Origin of the sequence: Synechococcus sp. R55.2, from assembly GCF_047462075.1 — a bacterium.
Classification (GTDB): domain Bacteria; phylum Cyanobacteriota; class Cyanobacteriia; order Thermostichales; family Thermostichaceae; genus Thermostichus.
The window spans coordinates 1-16,757 of the sequence record NZ_JANSIH010000417.1 but is presented as its reverse complement, the minus strand read 5'-3'; the positions used below and the strand labels follow the sequence as shown (position 1 = coordinate 16,757).

At 59.6% G+C, this 16,757-nt stretch carries 14 protein-coding genes; 8 read left to right on the top strand and 6 right to left on the bottom strand.

What is annotated here, in order from left to right:
- Positions 1 to 136: 136 nt before the first annotated feature.
- Together NW838_RS13900 and NW838_RS13895 are read left to right on the top strand one after the other, a co-directional pair.
- On the top strand, positions 137 to 904 hold the full coding sequence (locus NW838_RS13900) for an MlaE family lipid ABC transporter permease subunit (RefSeq protein ID WP_414356869.1): 768 nt from the start codon (positions 137 to 139) through the stop codon (positions 902 to 904).
- An 86-nt stretch (positions 905 to 990) separates the two neighbouring features.
- Positions 991 to 2,022, top strand: a complete 1,032-nt coding sequence (locus tag NW838_RS13895; RefSeq protein WP_414356885.1) for a succinate dehydrogenase/fumarate reductase iron-sulfur subunit — start codon at positions 991 to 993, stop codon at positions 2,020 to 2,022.
- On the opposite strand, the gene NW838_RS13890 is transcribed toward NW838_RS13895, so the two are convergent.
- The 4 genes from NW838_RS13890 to NW838_RS13875 form a co-directional block, all read right to left on the bottom strand.
- Positions 2,019 to 3,125: a peptidylprolyl isomerase gene (locus NW838_RS13890; protein WP_414356871.1), complete on the bottom strand. Its 1,107-nt coding sequence runs from the start codon at positions 3,123 to 3,125 to the stop codon at positions 2,019 to 2,021. The genes NW838_RS13895 and NW838_RS13890 overlap by 4 nt on opposite strands.
- A 200-nt stretch (positions 3,126 to 3,325) precedes the next feature.
- Positions 3,326 to 3,895 (bottom strand): hypothetical protein, encoded by a 570-nt coding sequence (locus NW838_RS13885; protein WP_414356873.1) that lies wholly within the window; start codon positions 3,893 to 3,895, stop codon positions 3,326 to 3,328.
- A 29-nt stretch (positions 3,896 to 3,924) separates the two neighbouring features.
- The gene (locus tag NW838_RS13880; protein ID WP_414380932.1) at positions 3,925 to 4,119 is read right to left on the bottom strand and encodes a hypothetical protein; all 195 of its coding nucleotides are present in this window, start codon (positions 4,117 to 4,119) and stop codon (positions 3,925 to 3,927) included.
- 158 nt (positions 4,120 to 4,277) lie between these two features.
- Positions 4,278 to 5,336, bottom strand: a complete 1,059-nt coding sequence (locus NW838_RS13875) for a vWA domain-containing protein (protein WP_414428236.1) — start codon at positions 5,334 to 5,336, stop codon at positions 4,278 to 4,280.
- A gap of 458 nt (positions 5,337 to 5,794) precedes the next feature.
- Here NW838_RS13875 and NW838_RS13870 point away from each other — a divergent pair, with 458 nt between their 5' ends.
- On the top strand, positions 5,795 to 6,505 hold the full coding sequence (locus tag NW838_RS13870) for a hypothetical protein (protein WP_414330718.1): 711 nt from the start codon (positions 5,795 to 5,797) through the stop codon (positions 6,503 to 6,505).
- 39 nt (positions 6,506 to 6,544) lie between these two features.
- Here the strand turns inward: NW838_RS13870 and tyrS are convergent, their stop codons facing one another.
- A complete protein-coding gene (tyrS, locus tag NW838_RS13865) occupies positions 6,545 to 7,741 on the bottom strand; it encodes a tyrosine--tRNA ligase (RefSeq protein WP_414356886.1) in 1,197 nt (398 codons plus the stop codon).
- Positions 7,742 to 7,988: 247 nt separating this feature from the next.
- Between tyrS and NW838_RS13860 the strand changes: the two genes are divergently transcribed.
- The 3 genes from NW838_RS13860 to NW838_RS13850 all read left to right on the top strand — a co-directional run bounded on the left by NW838_RS13860 (position 7,989) and on the right by NW838_RS13850 (position 11,204).
- Complete coding sequence (locus NW838_RS13860; protein ID WP_414428235.1) at positions 7,989 to 9,971, top strand: transglycosylase domain-containing protein; 1,983 nt, start codon at positions 7,989 to 7,991, stop codon at positions 9,969 to 9,971.
- Positions 9,972 to 9,980: 9 nt separating this feature from the next.
- Positions 9,981 to 10,340, top strand: coding sequence for a hypothetical protein (locus NW838_RS13855; RefSeq protein WP_011434073.1), 360 nt, complete (start codon positions 9,981 to 9,983; stop codon positions 10,338 to 10,340).
- 264 nt (positions 10,341 to 10,604) lie between these two features.
- Positions 10,605 to 11,204 (top strand): superoxide dismutase, encoded by a 600-nt coding sequence (locus NW838_RS13850; protein ID WP_414356877.1) that lies wholly within the window; start codon positions 10,605 to 10,607, stop codon positions 11,202 to 11,204.
- 97 nt (positions 11,205 to 11,301) lie between these two features.
- Here NW838_RS13850 and NW838_RS13845 read toward each other — a convergent pair whose 3' ends face one another.
- Positions 11,302 to 12,945 carry a serine/threonine protein kinase gene (locus NW838_RS13845; protein ID WP_414428234.1) on the bottom strand — a complete coding sequence of 548 codons (1,644 nt, stop codon included), beginning with the start codon at positions 12,943 to 12,945 and terminating at the stop codon, positions 11,302 to 11,304.
- A gap of 274 nt (positions 12,946 to 13,219) precedes the next feature.
- Between NW838_RS13845 and NW838_RS13840 the strand changes: the two genes are divergently transcribed.
- Entirely contained in the window at positions 13,220 to 15,304 is a 2,085-nt protein-coding gene (locus tag NW838_RS13840; protein WP_414428233.1) for a cation:proton antiporter, read from the top strand.
- 173 nt (positions 15,305 to 15,477) lie between these two features.
- The coding region (glyS, locus tag NW838_RS13835; RefSeq protein ID WP_414428232.1) for a glycine--tRNA ligase subunit beta at positions 15,478 to 16,757 on the top strand (1,280 nt) is incomplete at its 3' end.

Sequence of the window (16,757 nt, the reverse complement as noted above, 5' to 3'; positions counted from 1 at the left end):
GATCAACCCCTGACACGGGCCTCGTTTGTGCCCAGCTTTCAGTTGCCGGCGGAACCGGCAACCCCAAAGGATTCCGCCCCGCTAACGGGGTCGCCAAAGCATCGCGTAGCGATAACGGCCTCTTGAGGCGGAAACCATGAACTGGTTCCAGCGAGTGGGCAGCAGTTTTCTCCTGACCGGTCAGGTGATTCTGCATCTGATGCGGGGCCGTATCCATCGTCGCAACACCCTGGATCAGCTTGCGGCGGTGGGGCTGGAGTCGCTGCTGATTGTTTTGATTACGGCGGTGGTGATCAGCGGTGTTTTCACCATCCAGTTGGCGCGGGAGTTCATCAACTTTGGCGCTTCCTCCCTAATTGGGGGAGTTTTGGCGATTGCCCTTGCCCGCGAGCTGACACCGGTGGTGACGGCGGTGATCTTGGCCGGACGGGTGGGATCCGCTTTTGCTGCCGAGCTGGGCACCATGAAAGTCACGGAGCAGATCGACGCTCTGCTGTTGTTACGCACCGATCCGGTGGATTATCTGGTGATCCCGCGGGTGCTGGCTGCGGGGCTGATGCTGCCGGTGCTCACCATCCTCTCCCTGCTGACGGGGCTGGTGGGGGGGATGGTCATCTGCGCTTCGGTTTACAATATTCCTGCCACGGTGTTTCTCAACTCGGCGCAAACCCTTCTGACCTCTTGGGATTTGCTCGTCTGTTGTTTGAAGGCGATGGTGTTCGGGTCTTTGATCGCCATTGTTGGCTCCAACTGGGGCCTTTCCACCAGCGGGGGAGCCAAGGGGGTGGGTCGCTCCACCACCGATGCAGTGGTTACGGCGCTGCTGGGCGTGTTTGTCACCAACTTCCTTATTTCTTGGCTGTTGTTTCAGGGGCCGGGGAGCGCCCTCAGCCGCGCGTTGTAGCCACTTCTGCTGTCCCGTTAGCGTTGCGGAGCAATAGGGAGAGAGCTAGGATGGGATCCCCTTTCCCTTCAGCGGTGCAGAGCACTTTGCGAGTAGAATTTCAGATTTTCCGACAGTTGCCGCCGGAGCCGCCCCGCTGGCAGTCCTTCTGGCTGGAGACATCCCCTGGCGCCACCATTCTCGATTGCCTCAACCAGATCAAGTGGGAGCAGGATGGCAGCTTGGCCTTCCGCAAAAACTGCCGCAACACCATCTGTGGCAGTTGCGCCATGCGCATCAACGGTAGGGCAGCCTTGGCTTGTGGCCGACATGTGGGCGAAGAGCTGGATCCCCGCAGCCCCCAGCCGCAGCCTATTCGCATCGGCCCTCTGGGAAACCTGCCCGTTCTGCGGGATCTGGTGGTGGATATGCAGCCCTTCTGGAACGATCTCAGCCGGGTGGATCCCTTTGTCAGCACGGCGGGGCGACGCATCCCGGAGCGAGAGTTTTTACAGCTGCCTGCCGAACGGGAGCATCTCAACGCTGCCGGTGGCTGTATTCTCTGCGGAGCCTGCTATTCCGATTGCAATGCCAAAGAGGTGAACCCAGAGTTTGTCGGCCCCCATGCTCTGGCCAGAGCCAACCGCCTCGTCCAAGACAGCCGCGACAGCCAACGGGAACAACGCCTGCAGGCTCTGGATAGCTTGGCTGGTGTCTGGGGCTGTACCCGCTGCTGGAACTGCAACAGCGTCTGCCCGATGGGCGTGGCACCTCTGGATCAAATCACCGAACTCAAACAGGGGATCCTCTCCCGCCCTGTAGACAAGACCGCTGCTCTGCCCACCGACCGTTCCCCATCGCACGCTGTTCGCGCTATTCGGACGGAGTCCTTGCCCATAGCCATCCGCCACCGCAAGACTCTGGTGCAACTGGTGCGCTCCGGTGGTTGGATAGATGAGCGCCGCTTTGCCCTGCAGGTGGTGGGCCGGGATCCCAAAGGGCTGCTCAGCTTGGTGCCTTTGGGTCTGCGCCTGTTGGCCAGGGGCAAATTTCCCTTTCGCTTCCAGCCCTCTGCAGGGGCGGCGACGGTACGGCGGCTTATCGACACAGTTAGGCAGGAAGGAAGGGATCCCCTCTAGGCTCCAGTTTTGAGGTTGTCTTGGCCGGAAATCAATCTGGCACTCAAAATCCGATCCCCCACTTTGATGTGGCGCAGCACCTCCGTTCCCTCTGTAACGTACCCGAACACGGCATAGCGGCCATCCATGAGGTTTAACCCCGCCGGGGTGAGATCCGGCTCAGCCATAAAGATGAAGAACTGAGAAGAGGCGCTGTTGGGATCGTCGGGATAGCGGGCCATGGCCACCGTCCCTTCGGCGGAAAAGGGCAGAGCCGGTTCCACATCCCACAGGCCCATCTGATCAAAAGTCTGGCCGTAGCGGGGCATCACCTCGCCTTTGGCGCGAATCTCCATAGGAATGGTGCGAATTTTTCCGGTGGCGGGATCCACATAGCCATCGGCAGGGCCAGGGGGATCCCCGGCCTGCGCCAGGAAGAAGGTCTCCACCCGGTCAAAGGTCAGGCCATCGTAGAAGCCCCGCTGCACCAGGTCGGCAAAGTTGCCGGCAGTGATGGGGGCGCTGTAGCCATCTAAGGTGATCACCATGCGCCCAGCGGTGGTGTTTAGCTCCACCTCTGCCCGCCCCAAGAGCTGAGGTTTGTCGGCATACTCAGCAGGCACTGTGTAGGGGAAAGCCCCCACCCAGTTGTTTTCCAGGGATCCCAACTCGTCCACTAGACGGTCGTAGGCAGCGCGGGCCTCTTCTTTACCCTTGGATTTGCGCTCGCTGGCTTGGCCGATCACCCGCAACTGCTCCCGCAGCGCAGCCATCTGTTCAGAGGCTGGGGTCACCCGATCCGGGGGCAAGCCGGCCAGCAGGGAATCTCCATAGCGATCCAAGAGGTGCTCTACCTGGCGCACATCTCCCCGCACCGCTGACCAGCGGTTGTACTTCAGGTCGGTGTCGATTTTGGAGATGGCCTCATCAATTTCCAGCAGCTTCGTTTCCTGAATAGGCAACGCCCGCCGCAACAGGGTACGTGGATCGGTAATGGCATCCCCCTGGGGCAGAGCCAAGGCCGGGATCCCCCAGAGCGCCACCCCGCAGAGCAGAGCAGCTACGTAGAGGCCAATCCGGCAAAGGGATCCCCATTGCCAAAATCCTTGGGCACGCTGCGTCATGGTTCCTACCGACTGCAAAACCACTCCTGTCTCAGCCTGACATCCCACCGTCACAGGCGGCAAGCGCTGTCAAACCTCGATAGATATCTCCACGACTGGCTCACTCCACCTGGGGGAAAGCCGTCATCGCTACACGACGCTTTTGCGACCGCAATAGCGGGACCAACTTCTCCAAGGGCATGGCTACACGGCTCTCCTACCTAGTTGGTTGGCGTCGGTGTTGGCGTCGGCGTTGGCGTCGGTGTTAGTGTCGGGGTAGAGGCAGGAGTGGGTCGAGGTGTCGGAAAGTCCGTCGGTGCAGGAGGTAGGGGCACCGGAATGCGGAGGCGGCAGGGCTGATCCGATTGATTACCTTCTGGGGCATAGCAAACGCGAATAAGATCCTCCACAAAGCGGAGCTGATTAAAACTAAGTTGATCCGCTTGTCGAATGATGTCAGTGATGATCTCCTCCAAGTTTCGCGCTGTTCTGGAAAGAGGTACGCTGACAAACAAAATGTTTTCCAGATCCCTAATTTCTGGAGGCGCTAAGTTGAAGAAAGACACTCTATCCCGTTCCCGCAGCAAGATGCGATAAAGGGCTTCACTCCAAGGGGAAACATCCACGGCTGCGCTGAAAACAAATCCCCGCAGGGGTGTAGGCTGGCCGGACTGACGCCCTTGGCCCAGGAGATTGGACTGAACCGATACCAATTTCCCCGGCGGCTGAGTAATCGATCCGGAAAAGGGGATGGTGAACCGCAAGTTGCCCTCCAAGGCAGTGGTTGACAAGGCAGGCAACAAAATGTCCCCTCTTGAGCTTAGGTTGAACAACTCAACCTTATTGCCTCTTGAAAAGAGCGGCCCTCCCGAACAAAGGGCGGCTGTTGAGCCTGAAGGGCAAAGCTGAGCAAAGGGATCCACCACCAATCCCAAAATGGCAGAGGTAGAGCCAGAGCCAGAGCCGGGATCCCTTGGCGGCGACCCCACGGTCGAGGGGCTGCTGGAGGTACCACCACCGCAACCTTTCAGGAAAACCGTTAGGGAACCTGTAAGCACTGCCGCCAGGACAAGCGCAGCCGGTTGCCAAAATCTTCTGGGTATACCGAGTCGTCGAAACATTTGCTTATCGCCTCGCTCTCGATTAAGGATGTTGTCAGCCTGCGGAATGACTCTAGCGGGATCCCACCGTGAGAACAGCGTCGCTGAATGGCGCCACAAAACGGCTGCCTTCTCTCTCAACTCTCAGCTCGCCACTGAGAAGATAAGAACCAGCAGATAGCGGAACATTGCTTTGCACCCTCATTTGCAGGCGGTGCTCCCCAATAGCAGCAGGGAATAAGTTGGCAAAGGGAGCTTCCAGCCCTTCAGAAAACCGTGCCAGCACAAAAGTCCCCTCAGTAGCTGCAGCCAGACGCTGTAACTCCAGAAGATTCAAATCGACCCCCAACCCAACCACATACACGGTGAGTTTTTGTCCTCGCTCTCTGGCCAAAGTTGTCAGCTCCTGAGTAGCTTGGTTGATGGAGCGGGTGCTTTCGTTGTCAATCCCATCGGTGAATACCACCAAGCGGCGGTTGAAACGCTCGGTGGGCCGAAAGTCGCTCAAGAAACGCCCGGCTTCTACCGTGGCATCGTAAAGGGCGGTGTTCCCTCCGGGAACAGCACGCAAAACCCCTCGTCTCAGTAGCTCTTTGTCGCTGGTGAAGTCTTGCAACAGCTGAGCCGTGCGCAGAGGCTGCCCCAGGGCTGTAACGCCAAAGCCTGCTCCCCGGTTGTCAAAGCGCAGAATGGCGCCCAGATCCAGGAGTGCAGGGCGAAATTGATCCAGGAGCCGAAAAACAGCCAGGAAGCGCCGAGATTGGGGATCCAAGACCAACAGGCTGCCTGAGCCATCCATCAGCACAGCCATGAGCAAAGGCCGCTGAGGCAGATCCGGCGGGGGGTTCTCGATCCGGGTGGGTGTCAGGGTCAAGGCTACCGGCTGCGGGATCCCTAGCAAATCGGTTACCCGGTTCACCTGCAAGCTGACCTGGCCGGCGGAGAGCTGGGTTACCGGTTGGGGCGGATCCCCGCCTTGCAAGAGGGCAAGGTTGAACTCCATTTCCCCTTGTGTGCCAGAAAAGGAGCGGGTCAGAGCGCCATTGAACGTCAGGCGAGCTTGGGATCCCACAGCCGACGGCTCAATGCCTGTACCGCCAGAAGAGCCACAGCCGACAAGGCAGCTTCCCACGAGCACCAGGAGAAGCAGCCAACCAGCTTTTTGGCTTTTTACTTGACCGGGCTGTATTTTTACAGTCATTGCAGCTGCCAGTGCAAGCATAGTGGGGTGGCATGAAAGTACGGAGTTACAATACCACCCAGTAATTCTGAAAGCTACTGTAGCGCTTGGTGTAGGCTTAAAGATTTTTACTGCAGTTAGAGGATCTCGAGTTCATCTTTTTTCAATCTTTTTTCACAATGCGAGCACAGCGGGTCTCAGCTTTGAGCCTAGTAGGGCGGCTAAAGCCTGTCTGCTCCGAGAATTGCTTCGAGATAAAGACCCCTTTGTTTTGCCACTTGTGGCAAGCGTTCTCGCTGACCAATTGTCAAATAAGCCGGCGCTCTCCTCCGTGGCCTATAGTTCATAGCAGCTCATCAGTGCAGGTGTAAGCTCTAAAAGGATCCCCTGGGTGAGGAGGAGAACTGAACATGGCGGCAAAGCAACTCAAGTTCTATTGGAGCCCCCAACACCAGCTCTTTAGCTGCGATGGCGCCAAGTTGGAGGGGCACGGCTACATCCAAACCAACCCCTCCCATGACCTGGTTCACCTGCTCATTGCCGCCAACGGCAACATGCCCTGGCAGCCGGTGGAAAGCCGCGAGCAAACCTGCTTTGCCGAGTACAACGCGGTAATGCTGGAGCACCTGTTGGTCAACTGCTTCAACGCAGCGGTGCTGGGATCCCTGCCTGCTCAGCAGATCATCCCAGAGGCGCGGAAGTTCTTGCGGTGGTTTGTTTCAGAACACTACGCCCCTTTCCCGGTTTCTGAAGAAGAGGCTTTTCGTCGCTTTGCTGCGCACCTGGATATTGAGCGCATTGTGCGTTTGTTCCCCTATTTTTACAGTCTGCGGGCTTGGGAATGCTTCAGCCTCGATTACCGCGCCGAGACCTACGACCTGGAGTTCACCTCCGAGGATGATCCCGTTCGAGAGGCCCCGGAATGGGCGGCGGATCCCAACATTTTGGAGACTCAGGAGCTGGTGCGGCAAAAGCTCTCTGAGGCAGTAGCCGAGGCGGGCTCGATCCGGCCCAAACCGGAGCCCGTTTTCCCGCCAACTTCGTCAGCTTCTCCTCTGTCCGATCCCCCAGCCAAGACCAGGCAGAAAAAAACCGGACTCGGCTTCAAGCCTGCCCGTTGATGGATCCCCTCACCCCTTTCCCACAGGGAGAGGGGAAGACTAATCTGCGCCTTTCACTAGCCGACGAAAGGCCTTTTTGCCCACCTGCAAAATCCGCCCGGCCAGCTCCGAGGCATGGGCAAACTCCAGGTCGGGATCCTCCACCTTTTGCCCATCCAGCCGCACGGCGCCCCCTTGAATCTGCCGACGGGCCTCGGCGGCACTCTTGCACAGGCCACACTCACGCAGGATGTAGCTGAGTTTAACAGGGTAAGACAACCCATCGATGGCAAAGGTGGGGATGGATCCCGTTTCCGCAAGGCTACCTTCTAGCACCAACGCTTGAGCGGTGCGCTGGGCCTCTTCTGCCGCTGCAGGGGAGTGAAACTGGGCCACTAGGGTCTTGGCTAGGAGGATCTGCCGCTGGCGGGGATCCTGCGGCAGCTCGGCAAGGGGCACTGAGGTGAGCAACTCAAAGTAGCGCTCCACCAGGTGATCCGGCACCTTCTCCAGCTTGGAGTACATGGTGAGGGGATCCTCGGTCAGGCCCACGTAGTTGTTTTTGGACTTGGACATTTTCTGGTACCCGTCCAACCCCTCCAAAAGCGGCACCGTCACGCAGAACTGCGGCGCTTGGCCCTTCCAAATTTGCAGATCCCGACCGGTGAGCAGGTTAAAGCGCTGGTCGGTTCCCCCCAGTTCTACGTCGGCTGCCAGAGCCACCGAGTCGTAGCCCTGCAGGAGGGGATAGAGAAATTCGTGCAGATAAATTGGCGTTCCAGCTCGGTAGCGCTGGGCAAAGTCTTCTTTGGCCAGCATCTGCCCCACCGTCATCTGGGCCTGGAGTTCGATCAGCTCGCTGAGAGTCAGGTGGGCCAGCCACTCGCTGTTGCGGCGCACCTCCAGCCGACCGGGGGTCTCAAAATCCAAGATCTTGCCGGCCTGCTCCAGATAGGTGCGGGCGTTTTCCTCCACTTCTGCTGGGGTGAGGCGGGGACGGGCCTCCGATTGGCCGGTGGGATCCCCGACCAGCGCCGTGAAGTCCCCGATGAGCAAAATGGCCACATGGCCCGCATCCTGGAACTGGCGCAACTTGCGCAACACCACTGAATGGCCCAGGTGTAGATCCGGTCGGGTGGGATCGATGCCCAGCTTCACCCGCAGGGGACGATCCGCTTGCGCCAAGCGCTCCGCCAGGGCAGCAGCTCCTCCTGGAAAGATCTCGGCCACCCCCCGCTCAACAATTTGGGCTATCAACGGATCCCGGTACGTTGGCGAAACTGAGGCTGACGATAAACTCAAATCCTGCTCCTCCGGCTGAACCCATGAGCCATTTTAAGCCCACGCAAAAGATGCTCGATTCTCAACTCAAGATCTTCTCCCCCTAGCCCGGTTGGAGTTGTCGATGGGCAGGGTTGGCCATCCTGCTGCCCCAATAGACGCCGCCCTATAATGGGTCTGGCTTGTTGTTGCTTTGCAACACGGACGTGACAGGGTTTTTGACGTGACCTACGGTCGCAGACCATTGGCCCGCCGGGCGAGAAAGCCGGGGTTGGAGCGTGTCTCCAATTCCCCTTTTTCCGGATCGGGGTTTGACGAGCATGCCGACTATACCCCACCCACCCGCCCCTCCCGGATTGCCCAGGTTGCCGGTGTGGTGGGCAATCTGTTGCTGGGATCCCTGCTCTTGGGATCCACAGCAACGGCTGCCGGATTGGTGGGGTTGGCCATCAGCTTTCGCAACTTGCCGGATGTGCATCAATTGCGGGATTACGTGCCCATTGCCACCACCCACATTGTCGATATTCGGGGCGAGCCCATTGCCAGCCTACACGGGGAGGCCAACCGAGAAGTGATCTCCCTTGAACAGGTCTCACCGGAAATGAAAAAGGCTTTGCTGGCCATTGAAGACAGCCACTTCTACACCCATCCAGGCATTAATCCGGTCAGCTTGGGCCGGGCGATCCTGGGCAGTGTAGAGGGGGGTATAGGCTCGGCGGGAGGGGGATCCACCCTGACAATGCAGTTGGTCAAGAACCTGTTTTTGAGGCCGGAGCGTACCCTCAGCCGTAAAGTCGCCGAGATCGTGTTGGCGGTGCGTCTAGAGCAAGTCTTCAGCAAAGACGAGATCCTGGAGATGTACCTCAACCAGGTGTACTGGGGGCACAATCTCTACGGCATCCAGGCGGCGGCCCGCAGCTACTTCAACAAGGATGCGTCTGAACTGAACTTGGCTGAAGCGGCGATGTTGGCTGGGATCCTGCCGGCCCCGGAAACCCTCAGCCCCTTTCGCAACCTGGAGGGAGCCAAACGGCGGCAACACCTGGTGCTGGATCGTCTGGTGGAGCTGAAGTGGATTACCCCCGAGGAAGCCCAGGCGGCGCGGGAGCAAAAGCTGACCTTAGGCCGCATTACCTCCTTTCAAAGTAACGCCCCAGCAGTTACCGACGCCATTGAGGCGGAGCTGCGGCGCCGCTATGGGGAACAAGCTCTAATGCAAGGAGGTCTGCGGGTTCAGTCCACCATCGATCTGCGTCTGCAGCGCCTTGCCCAGCGCATTGTCAATGAAGATGGCCCCCGCATTGGGGCAGCTCGTCGTGCCGATCAAATGGCTTTGGCGGCAGTGGATCCCCGTACCGGCTATGTGAAAGCCATTGTGGGCGGGATCAACGCTCAGCGGGGCCAATTTAACCGCGCCACCCAGGCGTTTCGCCAAACGGGATCCACCTTCAAGCCTTACGTATACTACGCAGCTCTGGCCAGCGGGCGCTATTCACCCGGCAGCATTTTGGAAGATACCCCCGTCACCTATCCCGGCTCGCCGCCCTACAGCCCGAAAAACTACGACAACACCTTTTATGGCCCCCTCACCTTTGCTCGGGCTTTGGAGCTCTCCCGCAACGTGCCCACGGTCAAGTTGGCCGATGATGTTGGGATCCGCAACGTCATCGCAGCGGCTCAGGCCACCGGCATCAGTGCCGAGATGTTTCCCAACTTGGCTACAGCTCTGGGCTCGGCCAGCGTCAGCCCCCTGGAGATGGCGGCCAGCTATGCGGTCTTTGCCAATGGCGGATATCGGGTGGAGCCGACCCTCTTGGCCCAGGTGGTGGATCGCAACGGCCAAATCCTCTTCGAGGCCAGGCCCCAGCCGGAGCGGGTTTTGGATCCCTGGGCGGTGGCGGTGCTCAACCAAATCCTCAAAGGGGTAGTGACCCAAGGCACCGGGAGGGCAGCTCGTCTGGACGATGGGCGACCTGTAGCCGGCAAAACCGGCACCACCTCTGATTTCCGCGACGCTTGGTTCATCGGCTATGTGCCGCAACTGTCTACCGCCATTTGGATCGGCAACGACAACAACTCCCCCATGCTGCCCGGCACCGCCGGCGGGGCCTTTGTTGCCCCCACCTGGAAGCGCTTTATGACCGAGGCTCTGCAAGGGATCCCACCCCAGGACTTTCCCAGCCCGCATCAGTTCCGTCGTCCCTAGGGGGGATCCATGACCTACAGCGAAGAGCGGCTGGCGCGTATCGAGCGCACGGTGGAGGCCAATGCCCAGGCCATCGCCCAACTGACCCGACAGAACCAAGAGGTGCTGCAAACCATTGCCGGCACCGAGGAGCGCATTGCCAGGGCCGAGGAGCGCATTGCCAGAGCCGAGGAACGCATTGCTGGCGCCGAAGAACGTCTGGAGGCCGAGGTCAAACGCTGGGACGAGCGGTTTTTCCAGCTCAGCCGCGATACCCTCAACTTCACCCGCAATGTAGTGACCATCGCCGCCATCACGGCTGTTTTGATCCCCCTGCTCAGGGATGTCGCTCCCCTGCTGATCGAGCTGTTGCGGGAGGGATCCCGTTAGCGCTTTCCAGCCGGGACGATCTCGCTTTTCCAACCGCTGGCCAACAAGTGGTTATCGGCAATTGCGCTGAGACAGCCGCGATTCCACCTCTCTGGGGTCGAGCAGGGTTCCAACCGGAATCGAGGTGTCCAAGGGATCCCAAAGCGTAGTGATTCTGAGTTACACTAAGACTGCAAAGAAAGGTAACGCCTTTTTCTGGTTCTCCTGACCCTTCACCGCGTTCTTTCTTGCATTCCTTGCACAAGACACAGAGGACAGACGATTATGGCTTTTGAACTCCCGGCTCTGCCCTATCCTGCTGACGCGCTGAAGCCCTACATGTCGGCAGAAACTTTCTCCTACCACCACGGCAAGCACCACGCAGCCTACGTAGCCAACCTGAACAAGCTCATCGAGGGCACCGATCTGGCCAACAAGTCTCTGGAGGAGATCATCAAAGCCACCTTTGGGGATCCCAGCAAAGTGGGTATCTTCAACAATGCTGCCCAAGTTTGGAATCACACCTTTTTCTGGGAATCCATGAAGCCGGGCGGGGGAGGTGCGCCTACCGGGCCTATTGCCGACAAGATCAACGCCGATTTCGGCAGCTACGACAAGTTTGTCGAGGCTTTCAAGACGGCGGCTGCCACCCAATTTGGCAGCGGTTGGGCCTGGCTGGTGCTGGACAACGGCACCCTGAAGGTCACCAAAACCCCCAATGCCGAAAACCCCCTGGTTTACGGCCAAACGCCCCTGCTCACCTTGGATGTGTGGGAGCACGCCTACTACCTGGATTACCAAAACCGGCGGCCTGACTTCATCAGCGCCTACCTGGAGCACCTGGTGAACTGGGATGCCGCCAATGCCCGGCTGGCTGCCGCCTGACTCTACCTGTTCTGGGATCCCTTGACGGGGGATCCCATCGAGGACTAGCCTCGCGTAGCTTTTTGCGGAGGGATCCTTGTGGATCCCTTTTTTGCGCCTAGTCTTTCCCCAAGCGTTCTCGCTCCTCGCGCAACCGCTCCAGAAAGCCAGGGGTGGGAGGTTGGGTTGGAGGGGCTGCAAGGGGAGCAGGAGTTGGAGCAACCCGGTTCACTTGGGGAAACAAAGGTTGATTGATGGGCTGCGGCGGGAGAGGTTTGGCTGGGACAGGGGCTGGAGAAGGTGGAGCAGCGGGCGTGGGCACTGCAACCGGTCGGGGCGGCGGCACAGCAGGGGCTGGAGGAGGAGGTGACACCTGCTGAGTTGGAGCAGGGGGCTGAGGGGTAGAGGACACTGCCTCTGGAGTTGCCGCTGGCCTGGGTGTGGGCTCGCTTGCAGACTCACCCATTCCCGGATCGGGGGCAGGATCATCCTCAAACACCAGTTCACCCTCCGGATCCCGCGGCAGCCAGTCCAGCAGAGGTTCAGGAGTGGCTGAGGGATCCCGCTCAGGGTGCTCTGCACCGCCGACTGGAAGGGGGCGTTCGGGGGCAGCAGGCGGTCTTTCGCTGCCTGGGCCCGGATCCAACAGCAGACGCAGGCCCCAGAAGGTGCTCCCCGCAATGACAACAAAAAGGGCTATCCCAGCCCAGAGGGGAAACGGCTTGGCCTCGGGCTCTGCCTGGGTACTGAGCAGGTGTGTGCCCGACTGCCCTGCATCCACCGCCGCCAGGGTGCGCTCGGAGAAGATGGGTGCGGTTGGGGGGGGCGCGAGGGAAGAGCTGGCAGCGCTCTGGGAGTGCAGGGATCCCTCCAATTGGGCGCTGAGAACCTTCATATCTTGGGGCCGCTGGTCGGGATCTTTGGCCAGACAGGAGAGCACCACCTGTTCCAGCTGCAGCGGAATCTCATAGGGCAAATTCGAGCGATCGAAGGGCTGAGGCTGTTGGTAATTGTGGGCCTCGTACCAGCCGGGGAAAGAATCGCTCTTGGGTCGCAGAGGTTGTTGCCCGGTCAACATGCGGTAGAGCACTACGCCAAGCGAGTAGATATCCGAGCGGGCATCCAGGGCTTCCCCGCGCAGCTGTTCGGGAGAGGCATAGCGCACCGTACCCAAAAAGCCGGTGGTCTGGGTGCCAAGGGCAAGGGAAACGTCGCTGAGGAGCTTGGCAATGCCGAAATCCAAGATTTTGACGGTCTCCCCCAACGTTTCATCTTTTAGGACGAAGAGGTTGCTGGGTTTGATGTCGCGATGGATCACCCCCTTGATGAGATGGCCATCCTGCTCAGTCTCCAGGTTGTGGGCGTAATAGAGACCGGCGCATACTTGGCGGGCCATCCTCACCACCTGTTGAGGCGGCAGCACCGGCTGCTTGAGCATTAGCTCCCCCAAACTGCGCCCCGTTAGGTATTCCATCACCAGGTAAGGTTGGTCGTTCTCTAGGCCATAGTCCAATACCTTGACAATGGCAGGGTGCTCCCCCAACAACGTGCTGATGCGAATTTCCTGCTGAAAACGTTTGTGCAACTGGCGTCGGGTGTTGTCATCGCCTGCTAAGTTTTGGTGCAACAGCTTGACCGCCACCGGACGGTTGAACAGGCGCGTATCGACAGCCTTGAACACCCGCCCCATGCCACCTGCTGCAATGCTGTGAACCAGTTGATAGCGCTGGCCGATCACTTTTCCAGGAGCAAGCTGGTGCATAGGCAGCCTAGGAGCATGTACCCTCTGATTCTAATGCGTGTTTCTCGGGGGTTTCTCCCGCCTTTCTCTGGGCACTACTGCCAAGCTGTTTTCACTGCTTAATGTGTCTTAATGTGTCTGATGTACTTACTTTTGAATACTTATTAAACGCCCTGCCAGTAATTGAAGGCCGGACAAAGTCTGTGGGGCATCGAGAGCTACTTGGATCTGGAGGGATCTGATAGACTCATGCGGGCGCTTTGCCGGGTCTGTTATCGCTGTCTGTCGGGTATTTATGCTGGCTCACTGGCTGCAAATTTCGGGGATCCCTCTAGCCCTGATCGGCCCTGTTGAGAATCCGGTGCTGGTGTTTTTGATCATCCTGACCATCATGCTGGTGGCTCCCTTGCTATTTGAGCGGCTGCGCCTGCCGGGGATCATCGGGTTAATCTTGGCTGGGCTGGTGGTGGGGCCCTACGGCTTGGGCATCTTGCGGCGGGACGAGACCATCATCCTGCTGGGCACGGTGGGGCTGTTGTTTCTCATGTTCATGGCGGGGCTGGAGACCAGTCTGGAAGATTTGAAGCTCAATGCCGGGAAGGCCACCATCTTCGGGGCGCTCACCTTTCTGTTGCCCATGCTCATCGGCACAGCAGCCATGTTGGCCATTGGGTATGGCTTTCTGGCGGCGGTGCTGGTGGCCTCTTGTTTTGCCTCTCACACCCTGATCGGTCTGCCCATCATCTCGAAGCTGGGGTTGATGCGCCTGCAGACGGTGAGGGCAACTTTGGGGGCCACCCTTATCACGAATGTCCTGGCTTTGTTGGTGCTGGCGGTGGTGGTGCGCGCCCACCAAGGGGAGCTGTCGCTGCGCTTTTGGCTGACGTTGATCCCTTCCATTGCCCTCTACACGTTTGCCACCCTGTGGGGGGTGCCTAAGCTGGGCAGTTGGTTCTTTCAACGCTTTGGTCACGACGAGGGAGCAGAGTTTACTTTCGTGATCGCCACTTTGTTTGTGGTGGCCTACGGAGCGGGGTTGATCGGCATTGAGCCGGTGGTGGGAGCCTTTCTGGCCGGGACGGCCATTACCCCCATCATCCCCCAGCTCAGCCCCCTGATGAACCGGATCCAGTTTATCGGCAACACCCTGTTTGTGCCTTTTTTCTTGATCTCGGTGGGGATGCTGATCAATCCCGGCATTCTCTTGGGAGAGCCGCGCTCGCTGCTGGTGGGAGGGGTGATGATCGCAGCGGAGGTGGTGAGCAAGTTTCTGGCCGCTTGGATCCCGGCCCAACTGTTTGGCTGGCGCTTTGCCAGCGCTATGGTTATGTTCGGCCTGTCGATGGCTCAGGCGGCGGCTACCCTGGCGGCCATCACGGTGGCTTTTCAGGTGGAGTTGGTGGATGAGCTGACGGTGAACGGCACCATTGCCATGATCCTGGTGACCTGTGTTGCCTCGCCTTGGATTGTGGCCCGCTGGGGAGAGCAAATGCAGCCAGCCGAAGTGGCGGCAGAGTCCACTGAATTGCCCAAGCCAGATTGGGGAGCTCGCGTCTTGGTGCCGGTGGCCAACCCGGATACCGAAAGCAACCTGCTGCAGTTGGCGTTGATTTTGGCCAAAAAAGATGGGGGAACGCTGCTGCCGCTGCATGTTTTGTCTGACCGTGCTGGGATCTCGCCGGCAGCCCTGGCTCGGCAAGAGCAGTTGTTGACCTTTGCAGAAGCTCTGGCCCACAGCGCCGTGACCCGAGTGGAGCCGATTCGGCGGGTGGATGACTCGGTGGAAAAAGGGATCATTCGCTCGGCGGCGGAACGGCAGGCAACCTTGGTGATCCTGGGCTGGAAGGGCTACTCCACCTATGCGGAGAACTTTTTCGGCAGCATCATCGACGCGGTGGTGCGGCAGGTGGGGATCCCAGTGTTGATCACGCGGTTTCCGGTACCCATCGAGACGGCGCGCCGCATCCTCTTGGTTGCACCGGAGCTGGAGGTCTCTCCCGGATCCCTGCAGCAGACCATTGGGCTGGCGCAAACGCTGGCCGGCGAATTGAAAGCAGGTTTGCAGATTCTGCTGATGCAAACCCGACCTGGGCGGAAAAGCTCCCCAGCCTTGGTGGCAGAAAGCTATGCTCACCTGCCGGTTCAGCGGGTGCAGGGGGGGGTGGTGGCGGAAGCCTTCAAAGCGCTGCAGCCAGGAGATGTGTTGGTATTGGTTCCCAGCGAAACCGGCAACCGGTCGCGTCTGGGCCGAGAGCCGGAGACCATCGCCCGCAACCGACCCAGCCTTCCCATCATCGTGGTGCATTTGCCACGGGACTCGGCCTATCCCTTGCGCCAAGGAGAGGGGGCTCTTGCCGCTACAGAGTCAACTTGGCAGTGATGGCTTTGGAGTGTTGTCTGGCGGATTTGAGCTCTTGTCTCAACTCCGCCCCAGCTCCCCTGGTAAACTGGGATACCCCGGCTTCGGAACCATCGTGAGCCAGAAGGGAGGCCCAGAGCCATAGACTATGTTGATTGAGGAAGTGGGGATGGTACCCTACGGAGCACAGGAGTATGGTTGCCTATTTGCTGGAAGTCGGCTGTGAGGAACTCCCGGCCAGTTTTGTGGATTCGGCCCTAGAGCAGTGGCGAACCGGGATCCCGGCCTCTTTGGCGGAGGCCCATTTGCAAGCGGAGCAGATGCAGCTTTTCGGTACGCCGCGCCGCCTGGCGGTTCTGTTGCAGGGGTTGCCCACCCAGCAGCCGGATCGCACCCTAGAGGTGAAAGGGCCACCGGTTCAGGTCGCCTACCAAGATGGCCAGCTCACTCCTGCCGGGGAAAAATTTGCCCAAAAACAAGGGGTGGATCCCGGCAGCCTGGAAATCCGGCAAGTGGGCAAGGGATCCTTTGTGTTTGCGGTGCAGCGGGTGCGGGGCCGACCGACGGCAGCCGTGCTCCAAGAATTGGCACCCGCCTGGATTACCAACTTGAGTGGGGAACGGCTGATGCGCTGGGCCTGCGGGGATCTGAAGTTTCCGCGCCCCATTCGCTGGCTGGTCTCCCTTTGGGATGATCAGGTGCTGCCTTTGCTGCTGCCGACCCACGAGGGCAATACCATGCCGGGCTTGGTGGCCGGGCGGGTTAGCCGGGGGCACCGCGTTTTGGGATCCCAGCAGGTCACTCTGGAGCGGGCCGAGAGCTACGTTCAGCAAATGCAAGAGGCGGGGGTCAGCCCCGATCCAACAGCGCGAGAGGCATACATTCAGGCTGAGGTGACCAAGCTGGCCAGGCAAGTGAATGGGGAAGCCCAGATCCCTGCTCCTTTGCTGCGGGAGGTGGTGCACTTGGTGGAGTGGCCGACGGCGGTTTTGGGGCGCTTTGAGCCAGAGTTTTTGCGCTTGCCCCCTGCGGTGATCGAGACGGTGATGATCACTCACCAGCGCTACTTCCCAGTACGGGATGGCCGGGATCCCAGAAAATTGCTGCCCTATTTCATCACCATCTCCAACGGCGACCCCCGGCAATCGGAGCGGATCGGGGCAGGCAACAGCCGTGTGGTGCGGGCGCGCCTGGCGGATGCCCGCTTTTTCTACGAAGAGGATCGGCGGATCCCCTTGGCGCAGCGGGTGGAACGCCTGCAGGCGGTTACTTTTGCCGAAGGGCTGGGATCCATGCGGGACAAGGTGGAGCGCATCCGCCACATCAGCCGCCTCATTGCCGCTGCCCTGAACTTGGATGCCCAGGAACAAGCGCTGGTGGAGCGCACCGCCCAACTGTGCAAAGCGGATCTAGTTACCCAAATGGTGTACGAGTTCCCGGAGCTGCAGGGGATCATGGGGGCCGACTACGCTCG